Source organism: Georgenia sp. Z1344, from assembly GCF_057652375.1.
The window spans coordinates 1441235-1467387 of the sequence record NZ_CM172728.1; the positions used below are offsets into that span (position 1 = coordinate 1441235).

Here is a 26153-nt window from a genome sequence, read left to right on the forward strand (position 1 = left end):
GCGGTACCTATGAGGTAGCGCGAGGCGCGGAGGACTCTCGCTCAGCTTCGACCGAACCGCCACCACCCCCGAAGCTCGCCTCGCTGCGCGGGCCGTCGGCGACCGAGTCACCGCCTCGCCGCATGCGGGAGCCGATCTCCGCCACAGTCATGACGACAAGAGGGACAGCGATGGCGACATAGGCGTTGTCGACACCGAAAGGGTTGCCCGCCAGGAACCAGCCCACCGTCGCGATCAGCGCGCCCACGATGCTGACGAGCGCACCGTTTCGGCTCCCGAAGCGGGGTGCGTAGAACATGAGCAGGACGAGAACGGCGAGGGCCGAGCGAAGCGCCTTCCCCAGGAACGTGACCGCGAGGACATCGCTGGCGTAGAGCGCAAGGATCATGGGCACGATGCCCACGACGACAGTGGCGACGCGGATGAAGACCACGTCCTTGCGCGGGTCCTCGTCCCGGTTGAGGAACGGTCGGTAGAAGTCCTTCAGCAGGAGGGTCGAGATCGCGAGTGTGATCGCGCTGATGGTGCCGAGCAGCGCGGCAACCAGTCCCGAGATGACGATCCCTGCCGTCAGCGCGTGCATGTTGACGACGAGTTCCGGCAGCGCCTGCAACGAGTCGATCTCCGGGAAGAGGACGCGCGCGCACATGCCGGCGATGGCCGCGCAGATGCCGTAGGGAATGAGCATGAGGGACGAGTAGACGCTCGACCACTTCGCCTTCTTCTCGTCCCCCACCGAGGCGATCGCCTGAATGATGTACTGCGTGGCGAAGGTTGCCCCGGCACCGGCGATCATCCAGGCGACGATCTGCCCCAGGCCCACCCCGGTGACGTCGAAGAACTGGTCAGGCAGCTGCGCTCGAAGCTCTGCGAGGCCCCCCACGCGCCGCAACGGAAGGACCGCCGCCAGCACGATGCCCGTCAGCATGACGAGCGCGTGCACGACGTTCGTGTAGACGACCGACCGCATACCTCCCACCGCCACGTACAGGACGGCAAGACCTGCGGTCACAACCGTGGCAGTCGTGCGGTCGACATCGAGCAGGCTCGTGAAGACCGCACTACCACCGGCGAACACGGCAACGGCCACGGTGCCAAGGGCCACGATCATGATGATCGACGTGGCCAACCGAACGCGCTCTCCGTACCCGTGCTTGAGCACGCCCGAGATGGTGTTCTGCCCCAGCGACTTGTACTTGTGCGCGAGGAAGAACGAGAACAGGACGAACCCGATACCCAGCGCTACAAGGTTCCAGGCAGCCGAGATCCCGTACTCGTAGGCCCCCTGGGCGGTCCCCATGCTGGCGCTCGTACCAATGAACTCCGAGGCCATGAGAAGACCGATCAGAATGGCCGGAAACGTCTTTCCGCCCGTAGTGAATCCCTCTGCATCCTTCGATGACCGACGCACCGCAAAACTGATCACCACGGTGACCGCCAGATAAATTCCGGTGACGCCAAGAACAGCAGTTTGAAAACTCATCCGAACATCCCGTCGTTAGACTCGCGGGACCCACGCTGGCCCCGTCGTCCATGCATTTCAGGTGATGAGGACGTTACGGGCACCGGTTCCGGTAATCCAATACCCATTGGCGATCCAGATCATCACGATCCGTGATACCTTTCCGCACGCAATTGCCGGAATCGCGATCGCCCACATTCTGGTGAATTCTCGGTGGACTGATCATCCGTGTGAGAACGAGTTCCAGGTGCCCGGTCGGAAAGACCGGGCACCTGGACACGGACTACAGGGATATGTGGACGTGCTTGACCTCCGTGAACTGCTCGATGCCCTCGACGCCACGGGTGCGGCCGAGGCCGGACATCCCGTACCCGCCGGACGGTGTCTCCGCGTAGGAACGGTTGTACCCGTTGATCCACACGGTGCCTGCCTTGACGCCACGCGCAACGGCGAGCGCGTGTCCGGCGTCGCGGCTCCACACCGAGGCGGCGAGCCCGAACGGTGTGGCGTTGACCAATTCCAGCGCACTCGCCTCGTCGCGGTACGACTCGAGCAGGAGGACCGGGCCGAAGATGTCGTCTTGGACGAGCACGGAAGCCGGATCGACATCGGTGACGAGTGACGGGGAGAGGAAGTACCCGGCAGCACCGTCGGGGTGGACCTGCTCCCCGCCGACGACGACGGTCGCGTCACGCCGAGCTATGTCGACGTACGACTCGACTTTCTCGAACGCGGCCTGCGAGATGAGCGGGCCGAGGTCCGCGGACGGGTCCCGGGGGTCGCCGACCGTCAGACCGCTCACAAGCTCGGTGAGCCGCTGAGACACCTCACCGATCTGGTCCTCGTGGACGAGCACACGGGTACATGCCATGCACATCTGTCCCGCAGTCGTCACCGAGTTGCGTGCCGCCAACGCCAGCGCCTGGTCCAGGTCCCCGTCCGGGAGTACGAGCATCGCGGCCTTGCCTCCGAGCTCGAGCAGTGGCCGGGTCATCGTCTCGGCGGCATCGCGAAGGACCGCCTGACCGGCACCGGTCGAACCGGTGATGGCTACGGCAGCGGTGCCGGGGTGGCGGACGAGCGCCGATCCGACCTCGGCACCGCCCGGGAGGCACTGGAGGACGTCCCGATCGATACCGGACTCGTGACCGAGCCGGACGATCCGCTCGGTGACGTGAAAGGTCTGCGGGCTGGGCTTGACGAGAGCGGTGACCCCTGCGGCGAACGCTGGTGCGATGTCCCGGAGCAGGAGCAGGACGGGCCAGTTCCACGGCGTGATGAAGACCGTTGGCCCGACGGGCTCGCGCACGAGGTGGGACTCGCTACCGTCCCACAGCGATCCCGCACGCCCCAGCGGCAGACGGCACAGTCCCGCGTTGAACCGCAGCGAATCGATGCTGCCGGCCACCTCGGCACCGGCCTCGGCGGCGATCTTCCCGGTCTCCCGGATCAGCTGGTCGACCAGGTCGTCCCGCTCCGCCTCGATCCGGTCCGCCCACGCGTGCATCGCGGCCGCACGCGCCTTGTGGTCCCGTGCCCATGCGCCTCGGCCGGCGGCGACGGAGGCGGCGACGGCCTCGTCGATCTCGGCCGGCGTCGCGTCTCCGGGAATCTCCACCTCGGTCTGCTCGACCGGCAGGAGGACCGAGGTCATGCGAACACCCCACCGCCGTCGACGATGACCGTCTGGCCGGAGACGAATCCCGAGTCCGGGCCGGCGAGCCACATGACGGCACTCACGAGGTCATCGGGCAGCATTGCCCGCTGGATCGAGCGGGTCGATGCCACGCGCTGCATGTACTCGTCCGTGTTGACCGCACGCGACCCCGTGTCGTCGACCAGACCCGGCGAGACGGCGTTGACCGTGGTACCCGCAGCGCCCAGTTCCCGCGCCGCAGCACGGGTCAGACCCTCGACGGCTGCCTTGGAGGCCACGTAGTGGGCGAATCCGGCAGCACCGTTGCGGGTGACGACAGAGGCGACGTTGACGATCCGGCCTCCTCCCCCGTCCGCAAGAGCCGGGGCTGCGGACCGGATGGCCTGCCACGTGCCGACCACGTTGACTCGGAGCACAAGCTCCCAATCCTTGTCGGTGAGCTCCACGAGCGGCCGCTTCGGGCCGAGCCCGTGGTAGATCGCAGCATTGTTGATCAGTGAGTCGAGCCGGCCAAACTGCTCCGTCGCCGTTCGGACCGCCGCGTCCATGTCCGCCGCAACGGTGATGTCGGCGGGCACGAACACCGCCTGTCCCGCGCCGAGGCCGTTGGCCTCGGCGACGGCCGCCTCGGCAGTGTCAGCCGTGCTCTTCAGGTCGGTGGCCACAACGTTGGCGCCCGCGCGGACGAGCTCGGTCAGATAGGTCCGTCCAATGTCGCCGGCGACTCCGGTGAGCAGGACCGATCGGCCCTCGTAGCTGTCTCCCATGATGTACTCCTTGCTTCTCGAGGATGTCGGTCAGTCGCTGGTCTCGATGGCTCCGCGAGTCTCCGGGCTGCGCACGACCGCGATGATGAAGACGAGCACGGAGGCGGCAACGAAGATCATGAGTCGGGACGGGATGTCGCTCGTCTCAGGACTCAGGAGCGTGACGAAGGTGGGCAGCAGGCCGCCGAGCATGAATCCGGTGTTCCACGACACCGCAGTGCCGCGGGAACGGATCTCGGTCGGGTAGCGCTCGTTGAGGAAGATCATCACCGGTGCATATGCGGCGTTCGCGATGGCCGCGAGGAGGCAGCACCACAGGAGGATCGCCACGGTTGAGCTCGGGTCCGTCTCGGAGATAATCCAGAGGATGAGCGGCAGGGCGACGAGGTTGATGGCGCCGATGACGATCATGGTGCGGCGCCGGCCGAAGTTCTCGCTCAGGTGGCCCGCCCCGGTGGCAGCGACAACCACGATGAGGCTGGCGGCGAGGAGCACCCATCCACGCGTGTCGGCCTCCACCGGCGTGACGACGTCGAGGTAGGTGGGCAGGAAGCCAGAGGTGAGGTAGTACTGGGCGCCCGCACCGGCAGCGACGGCAATGTTGAGCAGGGTGATCTTGCCGTACCTCCCGGTTACGAGATCCTTGAAGCTGAGCGGCTTCGTCGCGACCTTGCCCGAGGCCTTCGCCTCCTTGGCAGCCAGCCAAATCGGTGACTCCTCGACCTTGCGGAGCACGAAGAGGCTGAGGATCGCCCCGAGAAGACCAGTGAAGAACATGTAGCGCCAGCCGGTCTCAATGAACTCGTCACCCGGAAAGATGGCACTGATGACGATGAAGGCCACGCTCGCCATAGCTGCGCCGAGACCGGCGCCACCGCCGCCGATGAGCCCGGACATCATGCCGCGGTACTTCGGCGGGACGCTCTCGGTGCCGAGGGTGTGCGTCACGGCGGTCACACCGCCGACAAAGATGCCCTGGATGACGCGCAGGACGAGGAAGATGATCGGTGCGACGAGGCCGATGGTGGCGTAGGACGGGATGAGTCCCATCGCCGCGGTCGAGAGGCCCACGCCGGCCAGGACGAGGACCATGATCCGCTTGCGGCCGACCTTGTCCGCCCAGCCGCCGAACACGGCTGCGCCACCTGGGCGCATGACGATACTGACGGCGAAGGACACGAAGACGAGGGCGAGACTGAGCGTCTCGCTCTCGACCGGGAAGATCTGCGCGCCGACCGGTCCGGCGACGTAGAGCAGGATGAAGAGGTCGAAGAGGTCGAACGCCCACCCCATGACCGAGGCAAAGGCTGCGGCGAGCGGGCTGCGCCCGGTACCGGCCTGTGCCGACGAGTGTGTCGTGCTGTTCATCGAGACCACCTTTGGTGCCAATAGATGCAGTTGACGTGCGTGGTGTAGGAGGGGGCGTCGTGACTCGCCCGGCTGTCAGGAGTCGTCGCGGCGCACGAAGTCCTTCGGCTCGAGGACGAGCGAGGTGACGACTCCGATGACGAGCGACCAGAAGGGCGCCGAGATGTGGAACAGGGTCAGTCCGCTCATGGCGACGACGAGTGCGACGAGCGCTCCGATCTGGAAGCGCTTGTCCCGGAAGCTCGACTGGAACGCCTGGAGCAGCACGCCGATCATGGCCAGTCCGGCGAGCGCCGCGGTGAGCTCGGGCGGCAACGTGCTGACTGCCCCGACCGCCACGCTGGCAAGCACACCGAACAGGACGAAGAGGATGCCGTTGACGACGGCGGCGGCGTAGCGACCGTCCTTGTCCTCCCCCGCCTGCTCCGAGGAGCAGATCGCGGTCATGGGCCCCGCGATGTTCGCGTTGTGGCCGCCGAAGAGCGGCGCGAGGATGCCGCCCACTCCACTGATGATCGTCATCGAGTTGAACGGCGGCCGGTACCGCTCGACCATGAGGACACCCATCGCCTGCGCGTTCTCTGCGCCGATGACGAGCAGGGCGAGCGGGACGCCGACGGCGAGGATCGCGCCGAGGCTGAAGGACGGCATGACGAGCTCGGGAGCGGTGAGCACGAGCCCGCCCGGCAGCGGCGTGAACGATCCGGTGATCGCCGCGGCGACCGCGCCGAAGACGAGCGCACCGACGACGCCCGGGACCTTCTTGATGAACCGCGAGAGCAGCAGGTACCCGACGATGGCCGAACCGACGACAACCGGGAGCGCCTGGGCGGCGTCGACCACCCCGGTGCCGAACCTGATGAGCGCCCCGGCGATCATCGCCATGACGATCGGGAACGGGAGCCAGGTGGCGACCTTCCGCACGAGGCCCGTCAGTCCGATGACGAGGACGATGACGCCGGCCGCGATGAACGCTCCGACCATCTCCCCGAACGTGTAGTCGGCCAGCGCTGCGACGACGAGGACAGCTCCCGGGATGCTGTACGCCCCAACGATCGGCAGCTTGTAGTACAGCGCCATGACGAACGAGATGAGTCCGCCGAAGACGTAGATGCCGAAGATCCACGACGAGATCTGGACATCCGTCAGGCCGTTCGCCTGGCCACCGTTGATGACGATGAGCGCGGGACCGGTGCAGCCGAAGATGGCAGCGACGAACGCGGCGCCGATGGTCGAGATGTTGAGGTGCTTGGGCAGGTCGCGCAGACCGGACGCGAAGCCGGGCCCACCTTCGACGAGAGTTCGCTCGACGACGGTGGGTGTGGGTTCCTGATCGCGCTCCTGCTCGTGGATCGTCATGATGCGCTGGACTCCTTCGTCTCGACACGCAGCTGGTAATCGCCGGCCAGGAGCTTGCGGCGCAGGATCTTCCCGACAGGGCTCTTGGGGATGGCGGAGATGACGAGGACCTTCTTGGGCCTCTTGTACTGCGAGAGGGGAGCCTCGTTCCGGCTCCACTCCTGGAGCTCGGCCGCGAAGGCGGTCGGGTCGACCGCCTCGTCGCTCGGCACGACGAACGCGGTGACGGCCTGGCCCCACTTCTCGTCCTTGAGACCGACGACGGCGACCTCGGACACGCCGGGGTGGCGTGAGAGGACGTCCTCGACCTCGATGGGGTGGACGTTCTCCCCGCCCGTGATGATCATGTCGTCGACCCGCCCGTCGACCCAGAGGTCGCCGTCGGCGTCGATGTGCCCGAGGTCGCCGGTGTGGTACCACCGCCCACGGATCGACTTCGCGTCCGCGTCGGGTCGCTTCCAGTAGCCCTGGAACGCCTCGTCGGAGTCGAGTGAGGCGACGATCTCTCCGACGACGTCGACGGGCAGCTGCTCGTGGACGTCCGTCGAGCCGGGATCGACCACGCGGAGGCGGGAGTAGAGCCCGGGACGGCCGGCGCTGCCCGGCTTGCGGGCGGCCTTCTCCTCGATGGCGAAGGTGTAGACCTCGCTGGAGCCGTAGTGGTTGACGAACACCTCGGGCTCGATGGCCTTCTCGAGCTGCTCGCAGAGGGTCGACGTCATCGCCGCACCTGCGAAGGCCAGCTTCCGCACGGATCGCCCGACCCGGTCGAGCTGCCCGGTCTGCGCGAGGGCCCAGAAGGCGGTCGGCACGAGGTAGAGGGCCGAGATCTCCTCGGCCTCGATGAGCTCGACAGCCTTCGGGGCGTTGTAGACAGGCATCTCGACGAACGTGCCGCCGAGGATGAGCATCGACTGCAGCGAGCGCAGGCCCATCGTGTGGTACATCGGCATGGCGCCGAGCATGGACTCGCCGTACTGGTAGCTGCACTGCATGACGTGCGCGGCAGAGGCGGCGAACTCATTGCGCTGGGTGCGCGGCACACCCTTGGGCTTCGCCGTGGTCCCGGACGTGTAGAGCATGACGGCCGGGTCGTCCTCGGTGACGACGATGTCCGGGGCCTCGCTACCCGCGGCGGCGACCACGGTCTCGAAGTCCTCGGAGCCGGCCAGCACCTCGGAACCGGCGTGCAGGAGGATCGGGGCGACGGTCGCCATCCCGAGGGCCTCCTCGGCGACGGCCCGGGCAAGGTCGTCGACGACGACCACCTTGGGCTCGGCGTCATCGAGGCAGTAGGCGAGCTCAGGCCCGGAGAGCCGGATGTTGAACGGGGTCGAGAGCACCCCGAGCTTCTGCAGGGCGAGGTGCGTCGACGCCATCACCTCCGAGTTCGACAGGAACATCGCCACCCGGTCGCCCGGCTGCACGCCGAGCGCCAGCACGGCGTTGGCGATCTGATTCGTGCGCTCGTCCCACTCGCGATACGTCATGCGCCTCGACCCCGCGAAGCCGAGCCGGTCGGGGAACCGCTCCGCGGTCCAGGCGAGCGTGCGTCCGATCTCCATCGATCAGTTCCTCCTCGTGATGCGGTTGACGACGCCGCGCAGGCGCGCGGCGGTGAGCTGCGTGACCATGGCGATCGCGCTCGGTGGTGCGGTGGTGACGGGCTCCTCGCCGCGCGCCGTGGCGTCCAGCGCGCGTGTGAACTGCCCGAACATCTCTCGACTCACGTCCCCCGCGAGGGACCGCCCGAACTGGGCGATCCGTCCTGTCATGTGAAGGTCGGCCTCGGCATGGACGGCGCTGCCCTCACCGTCCGGCGAGACGGAGAGGAGGACCTCGGCCTGCACGTTCCCGCCGCCCGCGTCCTCGGCCTGGGCGAGCGCGACGATCCGTCGGTCGGTCTCGTCCCGCTCGGCCACGTGGATGTCCCCGACGAAGGCGAGCTTGACCGGGCCGAGCGCCACACGGATGCGGCCCTTGTAGCGGTCGTCCCCGAGGTCGGCGACGAGCTCGGCGCCCGGCAGGCAGCGGGCGAGCCGATCGGTGTCCGCCATGACGGCCCAGAGCTCGTCCGGGGTGGCCCGGACCTGCTCGTCGACCTCGATCGCCACGGTCGGCTCGGTCTGCGGCATACGGATCTCGACGGGACCGGTGTCCTCGTCCTCCGCGTGCTCCGCGGCGGCGGACGCACGCCCGCCCCCGTTGTCGCGTGGGAGGAGCGCGGCTGAGGCGCAGTTGCGGGGCGCCGGGACGCCGTCCGGATGCTCCTCGGCGACCTCGGCGACCGCGTCCATGATGTTGCGATACCCCGTGCAGCGGCACAGGACGCCGGACATCTTCTCCGGCAGCTCCTCGCGGTCGATCCCGGGCTCGTGGTCGAGCAGGTCGTAGGCGCTCATCAGCTGGCCGGGCGTGCAGAACCCGCACTGGAGCGCGTGGTGCTTGCCGAAGGACTCCTGGAGCGGGTGGAGGTCGTCCGGCTTGCCGAGGCCCTCGACCGTCATGATCTCGGCGCCCTCGAGCTGGCAGGCCAGGAGGAGGCAGGCCCGCGCGGCGTCGCCGTCGACCACGACGGTGCACATCCCGCACACCCCGTGCTCGCAGCCGATGTGCGTGCCCGTGAGGCCGAGGTGGTCGCGCAGCGCGTCCGAGAGCGTGACGCGGGGCGCGACGTCGACGGTGGCGGGGCGGCCGTTGACGGTGAAGGAGACCCGTAGGGTCTCCCCCGCCTCGACCCTGAGGGTCTCGGACGCAGCTTCCTCCTGTCGCCCGGAGCGGCCGGTGAGGCGGTCGAGCGTGGCGGACAACGGGCGTGGGGGGTTCATGCGGCGACGCTCCGGAGGGTCGAGGTATATGCGCGGGCCAGCTCGCGGGCGGCGAGCGTGCGGACGAGCCGACGCCGGTAGGCGGGCGACCCGCTCGAGTCGCCCCCGGTCGTCACGACGTCGGCGGCCATGGCGTCGGTCGCCTCGGTCAGCCGGGACGCCAGGTCGGTGGCCGAGCCGTCGGAACGCGTGATGGCCTCGGCCAGCGCGGGGCCGAGGTCCCGGCGCTGCGGGCGATCGGAGACACCGAAGCTCGTGACGTGGGCGTCGCGGATCTCGCCGTCGCGGATCCGCACCCGGACACCGACGCCCGCGAGGGCGAAGTCGCCGTGCCGGCGAGCGACCTCGGAGAACCCGAACCCTTCGCCCCGCCCCGGCAGGGGCATCCGCACCGAGGTCACGACGTCGGTCGGCCCCAGCGCCGTCGTCATCGCGCCGACGAAGAAGTCGTCTGCCGCGACCTGGCGCCGGCCGTCCGGCCCCGCGACGTCGAGCGTGGCGCCCAAGCACAGCGCGACCGCCGGGAGCTCCGACGAGGGGTCGGCGTGTGCGAGCGAACCGCACACCGTGCCCCGGCTGCGGATCTCCCGGTGGCCGATCCACGGGAGTGCCTGGCTGAGCAACGGGACGGTGCCTCGGTACTCACGCTCGATGCGCCGCTGCCGGACGGCCGCCCCGATCCGCAGGACGCCGTCGGACACACCGACCTGACCGAGCTCGGGGACCTGGGTGATGTCGACGAGGGTCCCCGGCCGGCCGAGCCGCATCGCAAGGACGGGGACGAGCGACTGTCCACCGGCGATGACCTTGCCGCCGCCCTGCTCGTCCGCTGCGACGAGCTCGGCGACGACGTCCGCCAGCCGGGTCGGACGGACGTAGGCGAAGGGGGCGGCCTTCATGTCAGCGGCCCTCGAAGACCGGCGAGCGCTTCTCGGTGAACGCGGCGACGCCCTCGGCGAAGTCGTGGGTCGCGCGCAGCATCGAGTACGACTTGCGCTCGAGCTCGACACCGGTGGCCAGGGGGCCGTCGATCCCGCGGTCGAGGACCTCCTTGGCGGTGCGCAGGGCGACCGGCGAGTAGCCCAGCAGCGTCGACACGATGCGCTCGACCTCGGCCTCGAGCCCGTCCCGGTCCTCGGACACCGACGCGAGCAGGCCCCAGTCGAGACCCTGCTGCGCCTTGATCCGCTCGGCCGTGAGCACGTGGTACTTGGCCCGCGAGAGCCCGATGAGGCGGGCGAGCCGCTGGGTCCCGCCGCTGCCCGGCATCATCCCGAGCCGCATCTCGGGCAGCGCGAACTCCGAACGCGCGGTCGCGAGGCGGATGTCGGTCGACAGGGCGAGCTCGAAGCCGACGCCGAAGCAGTAGCCGTCCACCGCGGTGATGACGGGCTTGGGCGAGCGCGCCGGCGCGGTGATGTCCTGGCCGAGGTCGGTGAGGTCGAACGGCTCGACCTCCATGAAGCCGGCGATGTCACCGCCCGAGGTGAAGTGCTCGCCCTCGCCCCGGATGACGACGACGCCGATGTTCTTGTCGGCGTCGATCTCGGCGAACCGCTCCGCCATGAGCGCGCGGGTCTCCATCGTCACGATGTTGAAGCGCCCGTGGTCGAGCGTGAGGTTGGCGACGCGGCCGTCGTGGCTGCGCTCGAGTCGGATGTCTCCACCGGTCAGGGGCATGTCGGCTCTCTTCCTTCGTGGGTCAGCGGGAGGTGGTCAGCAGGTCGTGGATGACGTTGCCGTGGAGCGGGAGGCGCGAGATCTCGACGTCGTGCTCGGACAGCGCGTCCTCGACGGCGTTGGCGACCGCGACGGGGAAGCTCATCGAGCTCCCCTCGCCGGAGCCCTTCGCGCCGAGGCGGGTCACCGGGGACGGCGTGACGATCCGGTTCCCCACGAGGGGGAACATCGCCTCGGCCGACGTCGGCACGAGGTAGTCCATGAACGTCGAGGTCGGCTGGCCGGACTCGGTGTAGGCCATCTCCTCGTAGAGCGCGCCACCGAGCCCGTGGACGATCGCGCCGTGCACCTGGCCCTCGATGAGGAGGGGGTTGAGCACGGTCCCCGCGTCGTGCACGCCGGTCACCTTCTCGATGGAGATCTCGTAGGTCTCCGGGTCGATCCGGACCTGGACGAGCTCGGCCACGAATCCGTAGCACAGCGAGGAGTTGACCTGGTCCGTGCGCGAGGGGGCCTTCGCCTCGGGCGGGGTGAAGGCCGCCTCGGCGTAGAGGGACGCGTCCACGCCGTCCGGCAGCGAGCCCGGGTCCCAGTGCACGACCCCCGCCGCGTGGCGGAACTTCACCGACCGGTCGGGCTCGGCAGCCACGCGGACGAGGCCGTCGGCGAGCTCGAGCTCGTGCGGCTCGGCCTGGAGGAGGACGCTCGCGGCCACCTTGATCGAGGCCGAGATCCGGTCGGTCGCCTCGACGATCGCGGAGGTCAGCAGCGGCGAGAACCGCGAGGAGTAGCTGCCCGAGGTCACTGTCCACGGGGTGCTGTCGGTGTCCATGTCGACCTTGGGGACCACCTGCTCGAGCGGCAGGCCGAGCTGGTCGGCGACGACCTGACGGGCGACGGTCGCGTGCCCCTGACCCTGCGGGACGGTGCCGAGGAGGACCGAGACCACCCCGAACGGGTCGACCGTGACGCGGACGTGCTCGGTCGACCCGGACTTGTCCCGCCCCGGCGGGCGGTCCTCCGCCGGCGTCGCGAGGCCGACGTAGCCGATGTTGGTGGCCGAGGGCTCGACGACGAGAGCGACCCCGCTGCCGACGAGCTCGCCCCGGGCCCGGGCCTCGGCCTGCTCGGCGCGCAGCTGCGCGTAGCCCGTCGACTCGAGCAGCATCTCGACGGCTCTCTCGTAGTCCCCGGAGTCGTAGATGCCGCCCGTCGGCGTGGCGTACGGGAACGAGCCGGTGCGCACGAGGTTGCGGCGCCGCAGCTCGACCGGGTCGGTACCGGTCGTGCGGGCGATCTTGTCCATCACGCGCTCGAGCCCGAAGTAGAGCTGCTGGCCGCCGAAGCCCCGGTTGAGCCCGGTGGGCGTCTTGTTCGTGACGACGGCGCGGGACCGCAGCCGGACGGCGTCGATCCGGTAGGCCCCGGTGATGTTGCCGAAGCAGCGGTAGAGGGTCGCGGGTTCCGGGGGTCGGAGGTAGGCGCCGACGTTCTCGGTGAAGTCGACGTCGAGCGCCTGGACCATCCCGTCGGCGTCGATGGCGGCGGAGAAGCGCATGAGCCGGTCCGAGCCGGCCGAGCTCGCGAGCAGGTGCTCGTTGCGGTCCTCGGTCCAGCGGACGGGCCGCCCCGCGTGCCGGCTCGCGAGGGCCATGAGCGCGATGTACGGGTAGATGCCGGCCTTGATGCCGAAGCTCCCCCCGTTGTCCTCGGGCACGATCAGCCGGAGCTGGGCTGGCCCGATCCCCAGCGCACCGGACAGCACCGGCACCATCGAGAACGGGCCGTGGAAGTTGGAGTAGGCGGTGACGCGCGGCCCGTCGGCCTCGTCCCGCCACTCGGCGATCACCGAGTAGCACTCCATCGGGGTCGACGAGTACCGCGGAAAGCTGTACTCGCCGGTCACCACGCGCGCGGCGGCGGCGAACGCGTCGTCGACCTCGCCGAACGTGAAGGTGCGATCGCTGGCCACGTTGCTCTCCGCCGTGTCGTGCAGCAGCGGCGCACCCGGCTCGAGCGCCTTCGCGGTGTCGACCACGGCGGGCAGGAGCTCGTAGTCGACCCGGACGAGCTCGGCGGCGTCCTCCGCGGTGTACCGGTCGGTCGCGACGACGACCGCGACCGGCTCACCGACGAACCGCACCTTGTCGGTGCCCGTCGGGTAGTAGGGCATCGGGGCGCGGAGCGAGAGCGGGAACGGCTTGAGCGCCTCGAGCACCTCGTCGGGGCCGATGACGGCAGCGACGCCGGGGTACGCGCGCGCCCGCTCGAGGTCGACCGACCGGATGTACGCGTGCGGATGCGGACTGCGCACGACCGCGGCGACGAGCGTGCCGGGCAGCGGGTCGAGGTCGTCGAGGAATCGCCCGCGGCCCGTGAGCAGCGCGGGGTCCTCGAGGCGCGCGAGGCCCTGCCCCACGAACTTCTCCCGTCCCGGCTCGTCCCCGGTCATCGCATCCTCCGTCCACGGGGCAACGTCGCCCTCTACGCTCCGTTTCGTACGGTCCGTCTCGGAGGATGAACCTAGAGTACGGTCGACGGCATGTCAAAGGTGCGCCTCTCGACGACGTCCTACGTCGTCCTCGGACTGATCGGGCTGCGCGGCCCGTCCACCTCGTACGACCTCAAGCGGGCCGTCGGGCGCTCGGTCGGCTACTTCTGGCCCTTCCCGCACGCCCAGCTCTACTCGGAGCCCCGCCGGCTCGCCGAGGCGGGACTGCTCGAGGTCGAGGCCGAGTCCGACGGTCGGCGCCGCCAGACCTTCTCCCTCACCACCGCCGGACGCGTTGAGCTCACCCGGTGGCTCGCCGAGCCGGTGACGGACCCGATGCAGATCCGCGACGTCGCCGAGCTCAAGCTGTTCCTCGGCGAGCTGGCCACCGACGAGGACCTCCTGAGCCTCGCCGAGGAGCAGGTCCGGCAGCACACCGAACGTCTCGGCGTGTACGACGACATGGCGGCGCGATACGAGGGAGATCCGCGGCTCGAACCACGGCTGCGCTCGCTCCGGCTCGGGCAGCGGATCGAGCACGCGGCGCTGGAGTTCTGGACGGATCTCGCCGACGAGGTCAGCGCGCAGGTCGAGCGGCGGCAGGGGGCATGAGAGGCGGGGTCCACGCGCCGGAGACGGGGAGCGGCCCGCGTGCGGTTCTCCTGCACTGCGACGCCGCCACGGGTGCGTCGGGGTGGCGCATGCAGCGGGGGCTTGCGAAGCGGTGGACGCTCGTGACGCCGGACCGGCCCGGCTACGGTTGCAGCCCGCGGGTGCGGGTCGACTTCGAGACGGAGGCGCCCGGGCACGCCCGGCTCCTCGGGGACGGTGCCCACCTCGTTGGCCACTCCAACGGGGGCGTCTCGGCCATGTACGTCGCCGCCCTGGCGCCGCACGCAGTCCGGTCGCTCACGCTGGTCGAGCCGCCCGCGTTCGGCGTCTCCGATGCCCCGACGGTGGTGGAGACCCGCGAGCGCCTCATGGCGCTGTGGGCGGAACAGGTCGAGGACCCCTTCGAGTTCTGGGACCGCTTCTCCCGCACGATCGGCGAGCGCCCGTGGCCACGGCCACCGCTTCCCGCCGCGCTCGCGGACGGCGTCCGCGCCGTCATGGGCTCCCGCGGCCCCTGGGAGGCCCGCCCCGATCTTGCCGCGCTCCGCGCCGCCCCGTTCCCTGTGCTCGTGGTCTCCGGCGGGCACCATGCCGGGTTCGAGGCGGTGGCCGACACGCTCGCTGCGGGCACGGGGGCCGAACGTGCGGTGCTGCCCGGGCGGAACCACATGGTGCCGCTGGTCGGCGAGCCGTTCAGCGCTCTCGTCGAGGACTTCTGGCTGCGGGCCGACGCCGCGGCCCGGCGGGCGGCGGGCGACGCGGACGCTCAGGCCCCGCGCGCGGCCGCGTGGGTCTCCGACAGCTCGAGATAGGTCTCGGCGTTTCGACGGATCGCCTCGACCTCGTCGTCGGTGGTCTGTCGGCGCACCTTGCCCGGGACCCCCGCGACGAGCGAGCGTGGCGGGATCTCCGTGCCCTCGAGGACGACTGTCCCCGCGGCGATGAGGCTGCCGGCGCCGATCCGGGCGCCCGTGAGCACGACCGCGCCCATGCCGATGAGGACGTCGTCCTCGATCTCGGCCGCGTGGACCACGGCGTTGTGCCCGACGGACACGCCCTCGCCGATGCGGGTGGAGTGCCCGACCTCGACGTGGACGCTCACGTTGTCCTGGATGTTGCTCCGCGCGCCGAGCACGATCTCCTGGCCGTTGAGGTCCGCCCGCAGCACGGCGCCGTACCAGACGCTAGAGCGCTCGCCGGCGCGAACACGGCCGACCAGGGTCGAGCCGGGGGCGACGAACGCATCGGGCGCGACCTCGGGCGTCGCGCCTTCCGGCAGCGACAGGACCTGCGCGGAGCGGGCGGTGTTCTCAGGCATCGGGTTCTCCTCGACGTCGACGGTCGTGCCATCCAATCATCGGGCCGCCGCCGGCGATCGACGCACCCGGCTCAGCGAGCGTCGTCGGGCGTCCTCGCGTTCGTCGACACTCCCGCCCATCGGGACACGAGACCGACCTCGATGTCGAAGAGGTCGAGCACACGCCCGACCGAGTGGTCGACGACCTCCTCGACGGACGTCGGACGGGTGTAGAAGGCCGGCACCGGCGGCGCGATGACGGCGCCCAGCTCACTCAGCTCGGCCATGCTGCGCAGGTGGTTCCGGTGCAGGGGCGTCTCCCGCACCATGAGGACGAGGCGCCGCCGCTCCTTGAGCTGAACGTCCGCGGCGCGTGCGATGAGCGACGAGGTGACACCCGAGGCGATCTCGGACATGGACTTGACCGAGCACGGGGCCACCACCATCCCCATGGTCCGGAACGAGCCGCTCGAGATCGTCGCTCCGATGTCGTGGTTGGGGTGCACGACGTCGGCGAGGTCGTCGAGGTCTGACATCCGCATGCCCGTCTCCTGGGCGAGCGTCAGGCGGCCGGCCTTGCTGACGACGAGGTGGGTCTCGACCGGCGTGTCCCGGAGCACCTCGAGCATCCGTACGCCGTAGGCCGCGCCGGACGCACCGGTGATGCCGACGATGAGGCGCGGGGTCATGTCACTGAGGTCCATCGTCACTCCCTACCGCGTCGCCACGGAGTTGCGCCAGTCCCCGGTCGATCGATCCACGACCGCGTCGAGGTCGACCTCCGCCTCGCCGGGGACGCGGATCCGGAGGAACTTCATGTCGGGCGACCCCACGGGAACGGTCGCGTCGAACCCGAGCTTGGCGCCCACCCCCGCCTGCGTGGAGGGATCCAGCTTCGACCCCTGGGATCCCTCGACGACGACGAGGTCGCTGTCCGCCTGGAACCGGGTCGCGACCGCCCACTCGACCTCCCGCGGGTCGTGGAGGTCGACATCCGTGTCGACCACCGTGACGTGCTTGATGTCGTAGTGGGTGGCGAGCGCCCCGAGGATGACGTTCTTCGCCTCGCCCGGCTGCGGCGAGTCGACCTGCACGTACAGGTGGTAGCGCGACACGCCTCCGAGGGAGAGGTGGACGTCCCGCACACAGGGGAAGCTCCTGCGCAGGTGCGACAGGAACGAGGCCTCGCGCGGGATGCCACCGAGCAGGAGGTGCTCGAGCCCGCCTCCGACGATGGTGTGGAAGACCGGGTCACGGCGGTGCGTGACACGGTCGACCTCGATGACGTGCCGCTCGGCGCGCTCGCCGTAGTACTGCGGGAACTCCCCGAACGGCCCCTCGGGCTCGCGCCGGTTCGCCACCAGGCGCCCCTCGATGACGATCTCCGCGTCGGCCGGGACGCGGACGTCGTTCGTCAGGCACCGCGTCACGCGCAGCGGTGCGCCGCGCAGCGCGCCCGAGATCTCCAGCTCGTCCTGCCCGAGCGGGACGATCGCCTGCGAGGACATGAGGGTGAGCGGGTCGACGCCCACGACGACGGCGATGTCGAGGTCCTCGTCGTCGTTCTCCCGCTCCTCGAAGAACCGCAGGGTGTGGCGGGGCAGGAGCAGGGCGCCGAGCCGGTCGGGCCCGCTGACCTGCAGGCGATGGATCGATACGTTCTGGGCACCGGTGGATCGCTGACGCGAGATGAGCAGACCGGCCGTGATGTAGCTGCCGCTGTCGTGCTCGTTGTGCGTGGGGATCGGGAGGATCTGCTCGAGGTCGACGTCGTCGTGCACGACCTCCTGGACCGGGGCGTCAGCGACCTCGGCCCACGGGACCGGCGACAGGCACGCCTCCTCGAAGGTGCGGACGAGGGATCCCTCGTCCACCCCGAGGGCCTCCGCCATCCAGGACCTCTGAGAGAGGAGTCCCGAGACGACGGAGCCCGGGTGCCCGTCGGGGTGCGGGAACAGGGAGGCCGACGTCCCGTCCAGACGGTTGGCGACCGCGGCGACCTCGTGCCGGAGACCGAGCCCCGTCCGTGTGACGGAGAGCCGGTCGGTTCCGGCGAGGTGGTCCAGCCAGCCCCGCAGGTCGGCCCCGGGGGGTACTCCCTCGCCCTGCACGTGGTCCGTCATCGTGTCGTCCTCCAGGTCGCCGGATCGGTGCGCCCTGCGCCTCTGGGCCGGCTCGACCGACCCGGGTGTCCACGCAGCGGTGCCGACGGACCGGCGGGCGGCTCGGCACGATCCGGTCGCCTCGTCGCGTAGTCCGTCTCGGACCATCCTGGCCGGACTATCGGACGGGCGTCAAGGTCGACCGCCACGGTCGGCGCGGCGTCATTCGTCCGCACGCCCTCGGGAGGCCCGTCACCGCGGGGTGTCGACGTCCTCACCCCCGGCCAGGTCGCCGCACTCGACCAGCCGGACCTCCTGGGTGCGCAGGTAGGGGGCTGCGCCGTCGTCGTCGGTCAGTTCCGCCAGCAGGGGGCCAAGGTGCGCGGCCGGGACCACGACCGGGTGCCGGGCCCGCCCGGCGAACGAGGCCCGGACGAGGTCGTCGTCGGCGGCGGCGAGGACCCGCGCCACGACGTCGGGCCCGATGTCCGGGTAGTCGACGAGGTGGATCGCCATGCGCCGGGTCCCCGCCGGCACCGCGTCGAGACCGGCGCGCAGCGAGGCGCCGATCCCCCGCTCCCACCCGGGGCAGTGCACCTTGGCCGCGCCGTCCGGCAGCTCGGGCCTGGCCGCACCGGTGACGACGAGGACCTCGTCGCACCCGCCGACGCGGAGCGCGTCGACGCCGTGCGCGAGCCAGCCCGGCACGAGGATCTTCGGCATGCCGTAGCGCCGCCCCGCACCGGCGGCGAGCAGCATGCCGACCGTCGGACCCGGGTCGTGCGCCCTGCTCGTCACCATGCGGTCAGCCTCCCCCGGTCGCAGCCCCGCGCCAAGTCCGCACCACCCGTCGCGACTCGCACCACCGACCGCCGCTCGCGACACACGCACGTGGGTCCACAGGCGCGCCGCTCGGGCCACCCGGAGAGAACTGTCCACGTGTCGTCCCCCGTCATCGCGCGTCCTCGTGATGGACTACGGTCACGCATCTACCAGGGACGGTAGGTCCTGGGTACTTCGACGAAACTGGAGGGAGACCCGCGATGGTCAGCAACGACGCGACCACCAGCCCCACGAGGCCGCAAGCGACCGTGACCGGGGACGACCTCCGGGGCGCCCCCTCGGCCCTCTCGCCCGACGCGGCCTGGATGCTTCCGTCCACCGAGCTGGTCGACGACGTCGAGTCGTCGTTCCGCCCCGCCGCGACCGTGACCCCTCCGCGGTACGGCGGGCTGCGGTACACGGCCGACTGGTGGGAGTCCCGCGCCACCCACTGACGACGCCGGCACCGCGCGTCTCCGGCGCGGCGCATCGCAGGCACCACCCGCTTTCTGCGTCCCGGCCGTCAGCGGTCCGCCCAGACAGTTCCGTCGTCGTCGCTCGTGACGAACCGTTCGACGCTGACCTGGACGACGTCCGAGTCGAGCCCCGGCCAGCCGGGCGGGACGTCGACGTCGAGCGTCTGACCGTCGTCGAGCTCGACCTCGAGGCGGATCGCGCCGATCGAGGCCGTCACCGCGACCGGGCGGGCTCTCAGCACGCCGGGGCCGTCGTCCAGGCTCGCCCGGGCGTCCGCGGCTCGCACGTGCACGAGGCATCGACCCCCGGCGGGCGCGTCGCCGTCCGACCCGGAGCGCGCAGCCGTACCTCCGCCCGCCCCGTCGGAGGCCGTCCCGACGCCGATGAGCTCGACCCCGGCGACCGCAACCCCACCGCCGGCCGTCCGCTCGCCGACGAGCGAGGTCACCCCGGTGAGGCGGCGCCCGAAGCCCGAGCGCGGCGCCGCGAGGAACTCCGCCACGGGCGCGGACTCGGCGACGCGGCCGTCGGTGAGCACGACGACATGGTCCGCGAGCGTGGCCACGTCGAGCAGGTTGTGGGTGACGAGGATGCCGGTGCGACCGCGCATGACGTCACGGACCACCGCCCGGACCTCGGCGGCCGCCCCCACGTCGAGGGCAGCGAACGGCTCGTCGAGCAGGAGCACGTCGGGATCGACCGACAGCGCCCGCGCGAGCGCCACCCGGGCGCGCTGCCCACCGCTCAGCGTGCCGACGCGGCGGTCCGCCAGGTGCGCGGCACCGACACGGCGCAGCGCCGCCCGCGCCTGCTCCCGGGCGGGCTGGGTGCGCGCGCCGCGGATGCGCGGCCCGAGCGCGACGGCGTCGACCGCCCTCTGACTGACCAGGAGCCCGGGGTTCTGGCTGAGCAGGGCCGTCCTCGGCGCGATCGCACCGGCGGGGCCGTTCGTGGCGGGTGTGCCGTCAGCCTCGTCGGTGCCGTACGCGGGATTCGAGCCGACGCCGGCGCGCACGTCGGTCTCGGCGTCGGGCAGCAGTCCGGCGAGGGCGGACACGAAGGTCGATTTCCCCGCGCCGTTGGGCCCGACCACCGCGACGACGGAGCCGGCCGGGACGGTCACCTCGACGTCGACGTCCCGGACGGGGTGGGCGACGCGGACGTCGAGCCCGACCGGTCCCGGATCGGTCCCTGCACCGGCGCCCTTAGCCGCACTCTCGGCAGAAGAAGGCTCGGCACGCGAGCTCCCACCCGCACTCTCGGCAGAAGGAGAGTCGACGCGCGGGCTTCCCACCGCGTCGTCGGCGTCGGAGGGACGGGCGGTCGGCAGCGGCACCCGATCGTCGTCGTCGGGCTCGGGATCGTCCTCGACGCCCCGACGCGAACCGCCGGCGGCGAGCCGGCCCGCGAGCCACATGCCGGAGCCGATGAGCACGATCGCTGTGAGGATGAGGACGAGCGCCAAGGCATACGCGCCCTCGGGGTCGGAGACGCGGGAGAGGTAGATCGCCGTCGGCATCGTCTGCGTCTCGCCGGGCAGGGAGCCGGCGAACGTGAGGGTCGCGCCGAACTCTCCGAGGGCCCGGGCGGCGGCGAGCGCCGCGCCGGTGACGATTGCGGGTGCGACCGCGGGAAGGATGATCCGCACCAGCACCGTCCAGCGCCCCGCACCGAGGGCGCGCGCGGCGTCGGCCGGCGCCGGGTCGAGCACGCGGAGGGCCGACTCGACCGTCACCACCACGTAGGGCAGCGCGACGAAGACCTGCGCGAGGACGACGGCGGTGGTCGTGAAGCCGATGTCGAGGCCGATCGCGCCGAGCACCGCGCCCACCGGCGAGTTGCGCCCGATGGTCGCCACGAGGGCGAGGCCGGCCACCACGGGCGGCAGCGTGAGCGGCAGGAGGACGAGGAGCCGCGCCACCGGGGCGAGTCGCGCCTGCCCGGACAGCCACAGCGCGAGCGGCACGCCGAGGAGCATCGTCACCACGGCCGCCGTGGCCGAGGTGCGCAGCGAGAGCCACAGGGCCTCGAGCAGGTCGGGACGCCGGAGGGTCTCCGGCAGGCCGGCCCAGTCCACCCGGGAGACGAGCCCCAGCAGGGGGACGACCAGGCAGGCGAGACCGAGGAGCCCGACGGCGACGACCGCCGGGTGCCGGCCCGCCCCACCGACCGCGGCGGACGGTGGGGCCGCGGCCGGGCGGGGGGAGCTGGTGCGGGTCACGGGCGGCCGAAACCCTCCTCGTCGAGGCTCGAGCGCACGTCCTCGGACAGGAAGTGGTCGAGCAGGCTCTGCGCGTCCTCGCCCGCGTCCGCGGTGAGCGCGACCTGCGAGACGTTGACGACCTCGTCGGCCTGGTCGAGCTCGACGAACTCGAGGTCGCCGACGTCGGTCTGGTAGACGATGCCGACGTCGGCCTCGCCCGTCTCGACCTTGCCGACCGTGTCGGTGACGTTGGGCTCGAGGGAGACCGGGTCGTACTCCGCGCCGCTGAGCTCGGCGAGCGACTCGGTCGCGGTCCCGCAGGGCACCTCGGGGGCGCACACCACGAGCCGGTCGGAGCCCCACGCGTCGTCGCTCGTCTCGATACCGCCGGGGTTGTCCGGGGCGAGCGCCGCGACGAGCGTGTTCGAGGCGAGGTCGGTCGGGTCCTCGGCCGCACCCTCCTCGACCGCCCGCTCCATCGTGGGCGTGTTCGCGGTGACGAGCAGGTCACCGGGCGCGCCCTCGACGAGCTGGTCGACGAGGTCGTTCGAGCCGCCGCCGACGACGGAGACCTCGACACCCGACGTCTCCGTCCACTCGTCGGCCGCGGCCGTGAGGACGTCGACCATGGAGGCGGCGACGTAGATCGTCAGCCCGCCGCCGTCGCCACCGCCGGCGCCGTCCGAGCCGGACTCGCCCTCGTCGTCGCCCGACCCGCAGGCGGTGAGCGTGAGGGCGACCGAGAGCGCGCCGGCGGCGTACGCCACCCGTCCGATGCTGCGTCGCACGACAACCATCCGTTCCGATCCGGGGAGACGCCGAGGAATCGGCGCGGCGGTCAGATTAGCACCGCACATGCGGGGTACGTCCGGGGCGTTTGTCGCACATGCGGAATCCCCAACGACGACGAACCCCCGGCGGTGAACCGTGCGGCATCCGCCCCGGCCCTCCTACGGTGGGGGCATGCCGAGCTCACCGGACGTGCCCGCCGCCGTCATCACCGTCTCCGACCGCTGCCACGCCGGGACCCAGGAGGACCGCTCGGGCCCGCTGGCCCGGGACCTGCTCGCGTCCGAGGGGCTCGTGGCGGGGGACGTCGTCGTCGTGCCCGACGAGGTCGACGCGATCCAGGGCGCGCTGCGCTCGGCGCTCGAGGCCGGCGCCCGGTTCGTGCTCACGACCGGCGGCACGGGGGTCGGTCCGCGGGACGTCACCCCGGAGGCGGTGGCGCCCCTGCTCGCGCTCGACCTGCCGGGCGTCGCCGAGCAGGTCCGCGCGCACGGCCTCGCGGCCACGCCGCACGCCGTCATCTCCCGGGGCGTGGTGGGCCTGACCGACCGGGGCGAGCGGGCCGCGCTGGTCGCCACCGCGCCCGGATCGACCGGCGGCGTGCGGGACACGGTCGCCGTCGTCGCCCCCCTCGTCCGGCACGTCCTCGGGCAGGCGGCCGGCGCCGCGCACTGAGCCCCCGGGCCGGCCACCGAGCTCCCGAACCGGATCCCGGCCACCGAGCCCCTGCACGGTCGCGTGCCTCCGTGACGCAACGGCAACCAGACGCCGGGGCACGGATCGAGCGGGCGGACGGCCCCCCGCCTACGATCGAAGGCGCACCACCCTGCCGTCGGCGGCCACGAGGCCCGGCGCAGGCCCCCGGCACGAGCAAGGAGCAACGAGCACGCGATGATCTTCAAGGCTGTCGGCGAGGGGCGCCCGTACCCCGACCACGGCCTGGTCACGCCCAAGGAGTGGGCGGTCGTCGCGCCCCGCCAGGTCCGGCTCGACCAGCTGGTGACCACGCGCGCAGAGCTCGACCTGCACTCCCTGCTCTCGTCGGACTCGACGTTCTTCGGCGACCTCTTCGCGCACGTCGTGCGCTGGCAGGGCACGCACTACCTCGAGGACGGGCTGCACCGCGCGCTGCGGGCCGCGCTCCAGCAGCGCACCGTCATCCACGCCAGGGTGCTCGACCTCGACGACCCGACGAACCCCACCGGCACCCACACGGCGATCGAGGCGCCCATCCGCCGGTCGAGCCGGTCCCGCGGCGCACGCCCGGACCTCGGGTCGGCCCCGCCCCCGCCGCCGCGCTCCTCCCTCGGGCCCCCGCCTCCCCCGCCGCCGACCGCGGCGCAGGAGAGCCGGGTGCGCCGCCAGCCTCTCGCCCACCGGCGACCGCCTACCGATCGCACGTGACCGAGTCGATTACGGTGGCCCGGTGAACCCGGCCCGCAACAAGCTGACGCCGCACGAGCGCAGGCAACGCGCCATCCGTCAGCGGCAGACGACCGTCATCGGTGGCCTCGTGGCCGTGCTGCTGCTCATCGCGCTCGTCGCCGCAGCGATCTGGGCGCAGATCCTGCCCAGCCCGTTCGACCGCGAGTTCAGCGCGGACCCCGAGTCCGGGTCCGACGGGACCGGGACGTCCGAGTCAGCCCAGGTGTGCCCGCCGCCCGGCTCGACCCCGCGCCCGCTCGACGAGATCACCGCGAACGTCTTCAACGCGACCGACCGCGGCGGGCTCGCCGGCACCACGGCGCAGCAGCTCACGGCGACGGGGATCGTCGTCAACCAGCAGGGCAACTGGGCGGGCAGCCCGCTGACCGGCGCGGTCCGCATCATCGCGGGCGCGCCGGGCGTGGTTCCTGCCTACTCGGTCGCACGTCTCTTCCCCAGCGCCGAGGTGACGATGGACGACCGGACGGACGAGTCCATCGACATCGTCCTCGGCGAGGCCTACGACGCGATGCTCCCGCCCGAGGAGGTCTCGGCCCTCGACCAGTCGCAGCCGCTCGCCGCCCCGGAGGACTGCCAGCCGATCGAGGAGGCCCCCACCGCCGAGGGGTGACCTGCGGCGCGGCCCCGCGGGAGCACCCCGGGGACGGCACACGTGCACAGACGCGGGCGCCCGTCCCGGCCCGGGACGAACGCCTCAGCCCTCGGCGCCCCCGCGCCCGCGGACCTCGTCCCCGCCAGGCACCGACGCCGGCGAGGCCGACTCCTGGCCCGTCCCGCGCAGCCACGCGATGAGCCGCATGCCGTGGTAGACGACGAGCGTGGCGAACGAGCCGAGCGCGATGCCCTCGAACGTCATCTCCCCGATCACCAGCGTGAAGTTCGCGATGCCGATGACGAGCGCGACGGCCGCGGTGTTGAGGTTGACGGGGTCGGAGAAGTCCACGCGGTGCTGCACCCAGATGCGGGCGCCGAGCATGCCGATCATCCCGTAGAGCACGGTGGCCGCGCCGCCGAGGACGCCGGCGGGGATCGTCGCGATGAGCTCGCCGAACTTCGGCGACATCGACAGCACAAGGCCGAACAGCCCGGCCACGAGGTAGGCCGCCGTCGAGTACACGCGGGTCGCGGCCATGACGCCGATGTTCTCCGCGTACGTGGTGGTGCCGGACCCGCCGCCGGAGCCGGCGAGGACGGTGGCCAGGCCGTCGGCCATGAGCGCACGGCCCGTGACCGGGTCGAGGTCGCGCCCGGTCATCGAGGCCACCGACTTCACGTGGCCGACGTTCTCGGCGACCAGGACGAGGACGACGGGCACGAACAGGCCGAGGACGTTGACGTCGAAGCTGGGGGTGGAGAGGTCGGGGAGCCCGATCCACGCCGCGTCGCGCACCGCGTCGAGCTCGACCTCGCCGCGCACGAGCGCCGTGGCGTAGCCGACGAGCACGCCCACGAGGATCGACAGCCTCCCGAGCAGCCCCTTGAACAGGACCGTGACGAGCAGGATCGACACGATGGTGACGACGGCGGTGACGGGCGCCAGCTGGACGTTGTTCCACGCCGCCGGGGCCAGGTTGAAGCCGATGAGCGCGACGATCGTGCCGGTGACGACCGGCGGCATGACGAGGTCGATCCACCGCGAGCCGGCCACGTGGACGAGCAGGCCGACCAGCGCGAGCACCGCGCCGGTGACGAGCACGCCGCCGAGCCCGAGCGCCATCTCCTCCGGCGTCGGGTCCCCGTGGACGGTCTGGACCGCGGTGATCGGGGCGATGAAGGCGAAGCTCGAGCCCAGGTAGCTCGGCAGGCGCCCGCCGGTGACGACGAGGAACAACAGGGTCCCGACGGCGGAGAAGAACAACGTCGTCGCGGGCGGGAACCCCGTGAGCAGCGGGACGAGGAAGGTGGCGCCGAACATGGCCACCACGTGCTGGGCGCCGATGCCGATCGTCGCCGGCCACGAGAGCCGCTCGTCAGGGGCGACGACGTCACCCGCGCCCACGACCCGGCCGTCCCCGTGGACGGTCCAAAGACCCTTGCGACTGCTGCGTTCCGTGCGACCCGACGCCATCCGTGCTCCTTCGACCAGCGGCCCCGGGCGGGACCCGCGCCATGCTACTGGCGCGCCGACGCGCTCCCGTCCGGCGGCGCGGCGCCGCCGGTTACACGACCGGGGTGATGTGGGATGCTGCCCACGGCCCGGCGCGTCGCCCGGCACCCCGCGCGCCCGGCGGCCGCGGGCTCGAGCACGAACCGCGAGGGACGGAGGAGCGATGAGCGACCAGGGCTGGCAGCTCCCCTCCGGCACCGTCGGTCGCTTCGGCGGGACCGGGACCGTCCCCACCGGTCCGGACGCCGGGCAGACCGCTACCTCCTACGGCGCCGCCCCCGCGCCGGGCGGCCCGGCGACCGCGCCCTACGGCGTCGCCGAGCTGCCCTGGGCCTGGTCGGGTGCCCCCGCCCCCAGCGCCCCGGCCGCGGCCGGGCCCGAACCGTTCCCGGGCACCGAGTTCGTCGACCTCGAAGCCACGCTCGGCGGGCCCGGGTACTCGGGCCGGCCGCCCCGCACGGACGGGCTCGCGATCCTCACTCTCATCGTCGGCCTCCTCGGGATCATCCCGTGGGTCGGGCTCGCTGCGATCGCCCTCGGTCACGTCACGCTCTACCGGCTCTCCCGCCAGCCGTACACCGGCGGCCGCGGGGTCGCTCTGACGGGCACCGTGCTCGGCTACCTCACCGTCGGCGTCCACGTGCTCATCCAGCTCTTCGTCGAGACGTTGCGCTCATTCTTCTGAG

At 71.6% G+C, this 26153-nt stretch carries 23 protein-coding genes and 1 pseudogene; 7 read left to right on the top strand and 17 right to left on the bottom strand.

Features of this window, described 5'->3' with window-relative positions:
- Positions 1-7: 7 nt before the first annotated feature.
- The 10 genes from AC24FB_RS06435 to AC24FB_RS06480 form a co-directional block, all read right to left on the bottom strand.
- On the bottom strand, positions 8-1483 hold the full coding sequence (locus AC24FB_RS06435) for a sodium:solute symporter family protein (RefSeq protein WP_425714331.1): 1476 nt from the start codon (positions 1481-1483) through the stop codon (positions 8-10).
- Between the two features lie 262 nt (positions 1484-1745).
- Positions 1746-3116, bottom strand: coding sequence for an aldehyde dehydrogenase family protein (locus AC24FB_RS06440; RefSeq protein WP_425714330.1), 1371 nt, complete (start codon positions 3114-3116; stop codon positions 1746-1748).
- Positions 3113-3886 carry an SDR family NAD(P)-dependent oxidoreductase gene (locus AC24FB_RS06445; RefSeq protein ID WP_425714329.1) on the bottom strand — a complete coding sequence of 258 codons (774 nt, stop codon included), beginning with the start codon at positions 3884-3886 and terminating at the stop codon, positions 3113-3115. Before AC24FB_RS06445 ends, AC24FB_RS06440 begins: the two co-directional genes overlap by 4 nt.
- A gap of 30 nt (positions 3887-3916) precedes the next feature.
- Positions 3917-5254: an MFS transporter gene (locus tag AC24FB_RS06450; protein WP_425714328.1), complete on the bottom strand. Its 1338-nt coding sequence runs from the start codon at positions 5252-5254 to the stop codon at positions 3917-3919.
- A 75-nt stretch (positions 5255-5329) separates the two neighbouring features.
- The gene (locus AC24FB_RS06455; protein WP_425714327.1) at positions 5330-6613 is read right to left on the bottom strand and encodes a benzoate/H(+) symporter BenE family transporter; all 1284 of its coding nucleotides are present in this window, start codon (positions 6611-6613) and stop codon (positions 5330-5332) included.
- The gene (locus tag AC24FB_RS06460; protein WP_425714326.1) at positions 6610-8178 is read right to left on the bottom strand and encodes a class I adenylate-forming enzyme family protein; all 1569 of its coding nucleotides are present in this window, start codon (positions 8176-8178) and stop codon (positions 6610-6612) included. The genes AC24FB_RS06455 and AC24FB_RS06460 overlap by 4 nt, the downstream gene beginning before the upstream one ends.
- Positions 8179-8181: 3 nt before the next feature.
- Positions 8182-9441, bottom strand: coding sequence for a 2Fe-2S iron-sulfur cluster-binding protein (locus AC24FB_RS06465; RefSeq protein WP_425714325.1), 1260 nt, complete (start codon positions 9439-9441; stop codon positions 8182-8184).
- Positions 9438-10340, bottom strand: a complete 903-nt coding sequence (locus AC24FB_RS06470; protein WP_425714324.1) for an FAD binding domain-containing protein — start codon at positions 10338-10340, stop codon at positions 9438-9440. Before AC24FB_RS06470 ends, AC24FB_RS06465 begins: the two co-directional genes overlap by 4 nt.
- A gap of 1 nt (position 10341) precedes the next feature.
- Positions 10342-11121, bottom strand: coding sequence for an enoyl-CoA hydratase/isomerase family protein (locus AC24FB_RS06475; RefSeq protein ID WP_425714323.1), 780 nt, complete (start codon positions 11119-11121; stop codon positions 10342-10344).
- Between the two features lie 22 nt (positions 11122-11143).
- Positions 11144-13573, bottom strand: coding sequence for a xanthine dehydrogenase family protein molybdopterin-binding subunit (locus AC24FB_RS06480; protein ID WP_425714322.1), 2430 nt, complete (start codon positions 13571-13573; stop codon positions 11144-11146).
- Between the two features lie 90 nt (positions 13574-13663).
- Between AC24FB_RS06480 and AC24FB_RS06485 the strand changes: the two genes are divergently transcribed.
- Together AC24FB_RS06485 and AC24FB_RS06490 are read left to right on the top strand one after the other, a co-directional pair.
- On the top strand, positions 13664-14224 hold the full coding sequence (locus tag AC24FB_RS06485; RefSeq protein WP_425714321.1) for a PadR family transcriptional regulator: 561 nt from the start codon (positions 13664-13666) through the stop codon (positions 14222-14224).
- A gap of 89 nt (positions 14225-14313) precedes the next feature.
- The gene (locus tag AC24FB_RS06490) at positions 14314-15036 is read left to right on the top strand and encodes an alpha/beta fold hydrolase (protein ID WP_487561260.1); all 723 of its coding nucleotides are present in this window, start codon (positions 14314-14316) and stop codon (positions 15034-15036) included.
- On the opposite strand, the gene AC24FB_RS06495 is transcribed toward AC24FB_RS06490, so the two are convergent.
- The 4 genes from AC24FB_RS06495 to AC24FB_RS06510 all read right to left on the bottom strand — a co-directional run bounded on the left by AC24FB_RS06495 (position 14991) and on the right by AC24FB_RS06510 (position 18424).
- On the bottom strand, positions 14991-15542 hold the full coding sequence (locus tag AC24FB_RS06495; RefSeq protein WP_425714319.1) for a gamma carbonic anhydrase family protein: 552 nt from the start codon (positions 15540-15542) through the stop codon (positions 14991-14993). The two genes, AC24FB_RS06490 and AC24FB_RS06495, sit on opposite strands and share 46 nt — an antisense overlap.
- A 71-nt stretch (positions 15543-15613) precedes the next feature.
- Positions 15614-16225 (bottom strand): UbiX family flavin prenyltransferase, encoded by a 612-nt coding sequence (locus tag AC24FB_RS06500; protein ID WP_425714318.1) that lies wholly within the window; start codon positions 16223-16225, stop codon positions 15614-15616.
- A gap of 9 nt (positions 16226-16234) precedes the next feature.
- A complete protein-coding gene (locus tag AC24FB_RS06505) occupies positions 16235-17644 on the bottom strand; it encodes a UbiD family decarboxylase (RefSeq protein WP_425714317.1) in 1410 nt (469 codons plus the stop codon).
- Between the two features lie 231 nt (positions 17645-17875).
- Positions 17876-18424: a nucleotidyltransferase family protein gene (locus AC24FB_RS06510; RefSeq protein ID WP_425714316.1), complete on the bottom strand. Its 549-nt coding sequence runs from the start codon at positions 18422-18424 to the stop codon at positions 17876-17878.
- Positions 18425-18666: 242 nt separating this feature from the next.
- Here AC24FB_RS06510 and AC24FB_RS06515 point away from each other — a divergent pair, with 242 nt between their 5' ends.
- Complete coding sequence (locus AC24FB_RS06515; RefSeq protein ID WP_425714315.1) at positions 18667-18900, top strand: hypothetical protein; 234 nt, start codon at positions 18667-18669, stop codon at positions 18898-18900.
- 68 nt (positions 18901-18968) lie between these two features.
- Here the strand turns inward: AC24FB_RS06515 and modB are convergent, their stop codons facing one another.
- Positions 18969-21143 (bottom strand): molybdate ABC transporter permease subunit, encoded by a 2175-nt coding sequence (gene modB, locus AC24FB_RS06520; RefSeq protein ID WP_425714314.1) that lies wholly within the window; start codon positions 21141-21143, stop codon positions 18969-18971.
- Entirely contained in the window at positions 21140-21913 is a 774-nt protein-coding gene (gene modA / locus AC24FB_RS06525; RefSeq protein WP_425714313.1) for a molybdate ABC transporter substrate-binding protein, read from the bottom strand. The genes modB and modA overlap by 4 nt, the downstream gene beginning before the upstream one ends.
- A 175-nt stretch (positions 21914-22088) precedes the next feature.
- Between modA and AC24FB_RS06530 the strand changes: the two genes are divergently transcribed.
- From AC24FB_RS06530 to AC24FB_RS06540, 3 genes and pseudogenes are all read left to right on the top strand, one after another.
- On the top strand, positions 22089-22589 hold the full coding sequence (locus AC24FB_RS06530) for a MogA/MoaB family molybdenum cofactor biosynthesis protein (RefSeq protein ID WP_425714312.1): 501 nt from the start codon (positions 22089-22091) through the stop codon (positions 22587-22589).
- Between the two features lie 216 nt (positions 22590-22805).
- Positions 22806-23099 (top strand): annotated as a pseudogene (locus tag AC24FB_RS06535) (type II toxin-antitoxin system VapB family antitoxin); the annotation flags it as partial.
- A 241-nt stretch (positions 23100-23340) separates the two neighbouring features.
- Entirely contained in the window at positions 23341-23970 is a 630-nt protein-coding gene (locus AC24FB_RS06540; RefSeq protein WP_425714311.1) for a LytR C-terminal domain-containing protein, read from the top strand.
- Positions 23971-24054: 84 nt separating this feature from the next.
- On the opposite strand, the gene AC24FB_RS06545 is transcribed toward AC24FB_RS06540, so the two are convergent.
- Complete coding sequence (locus tag AC24FB_RS06545) at positions 24055-25428, bottom strand: uracil-xanthine permease family protein (RefSeq protein WP_425714310.1); 1374 nt, start codon at positions 25426-25428, stop codon at positions 24055-24057.
- A 202-nt stretch (positions 25429-25630) separates the two neighbouring features.
- Between AC24FB_RS06545 and AC24FB_RS06550 the strand changes: the two genes are divergently transcribed.
- Positions 25631-26152, top strand: coding sequence for a DUF4190 domain-containing protein (locus AC24FB_RS06550; protein WP_425714309.1), 522 nt, complete (start codon positions 25631-25633; stop codon positions 26150-26152).
- Position 26153 lies beyond the last annotated feature (1 nt).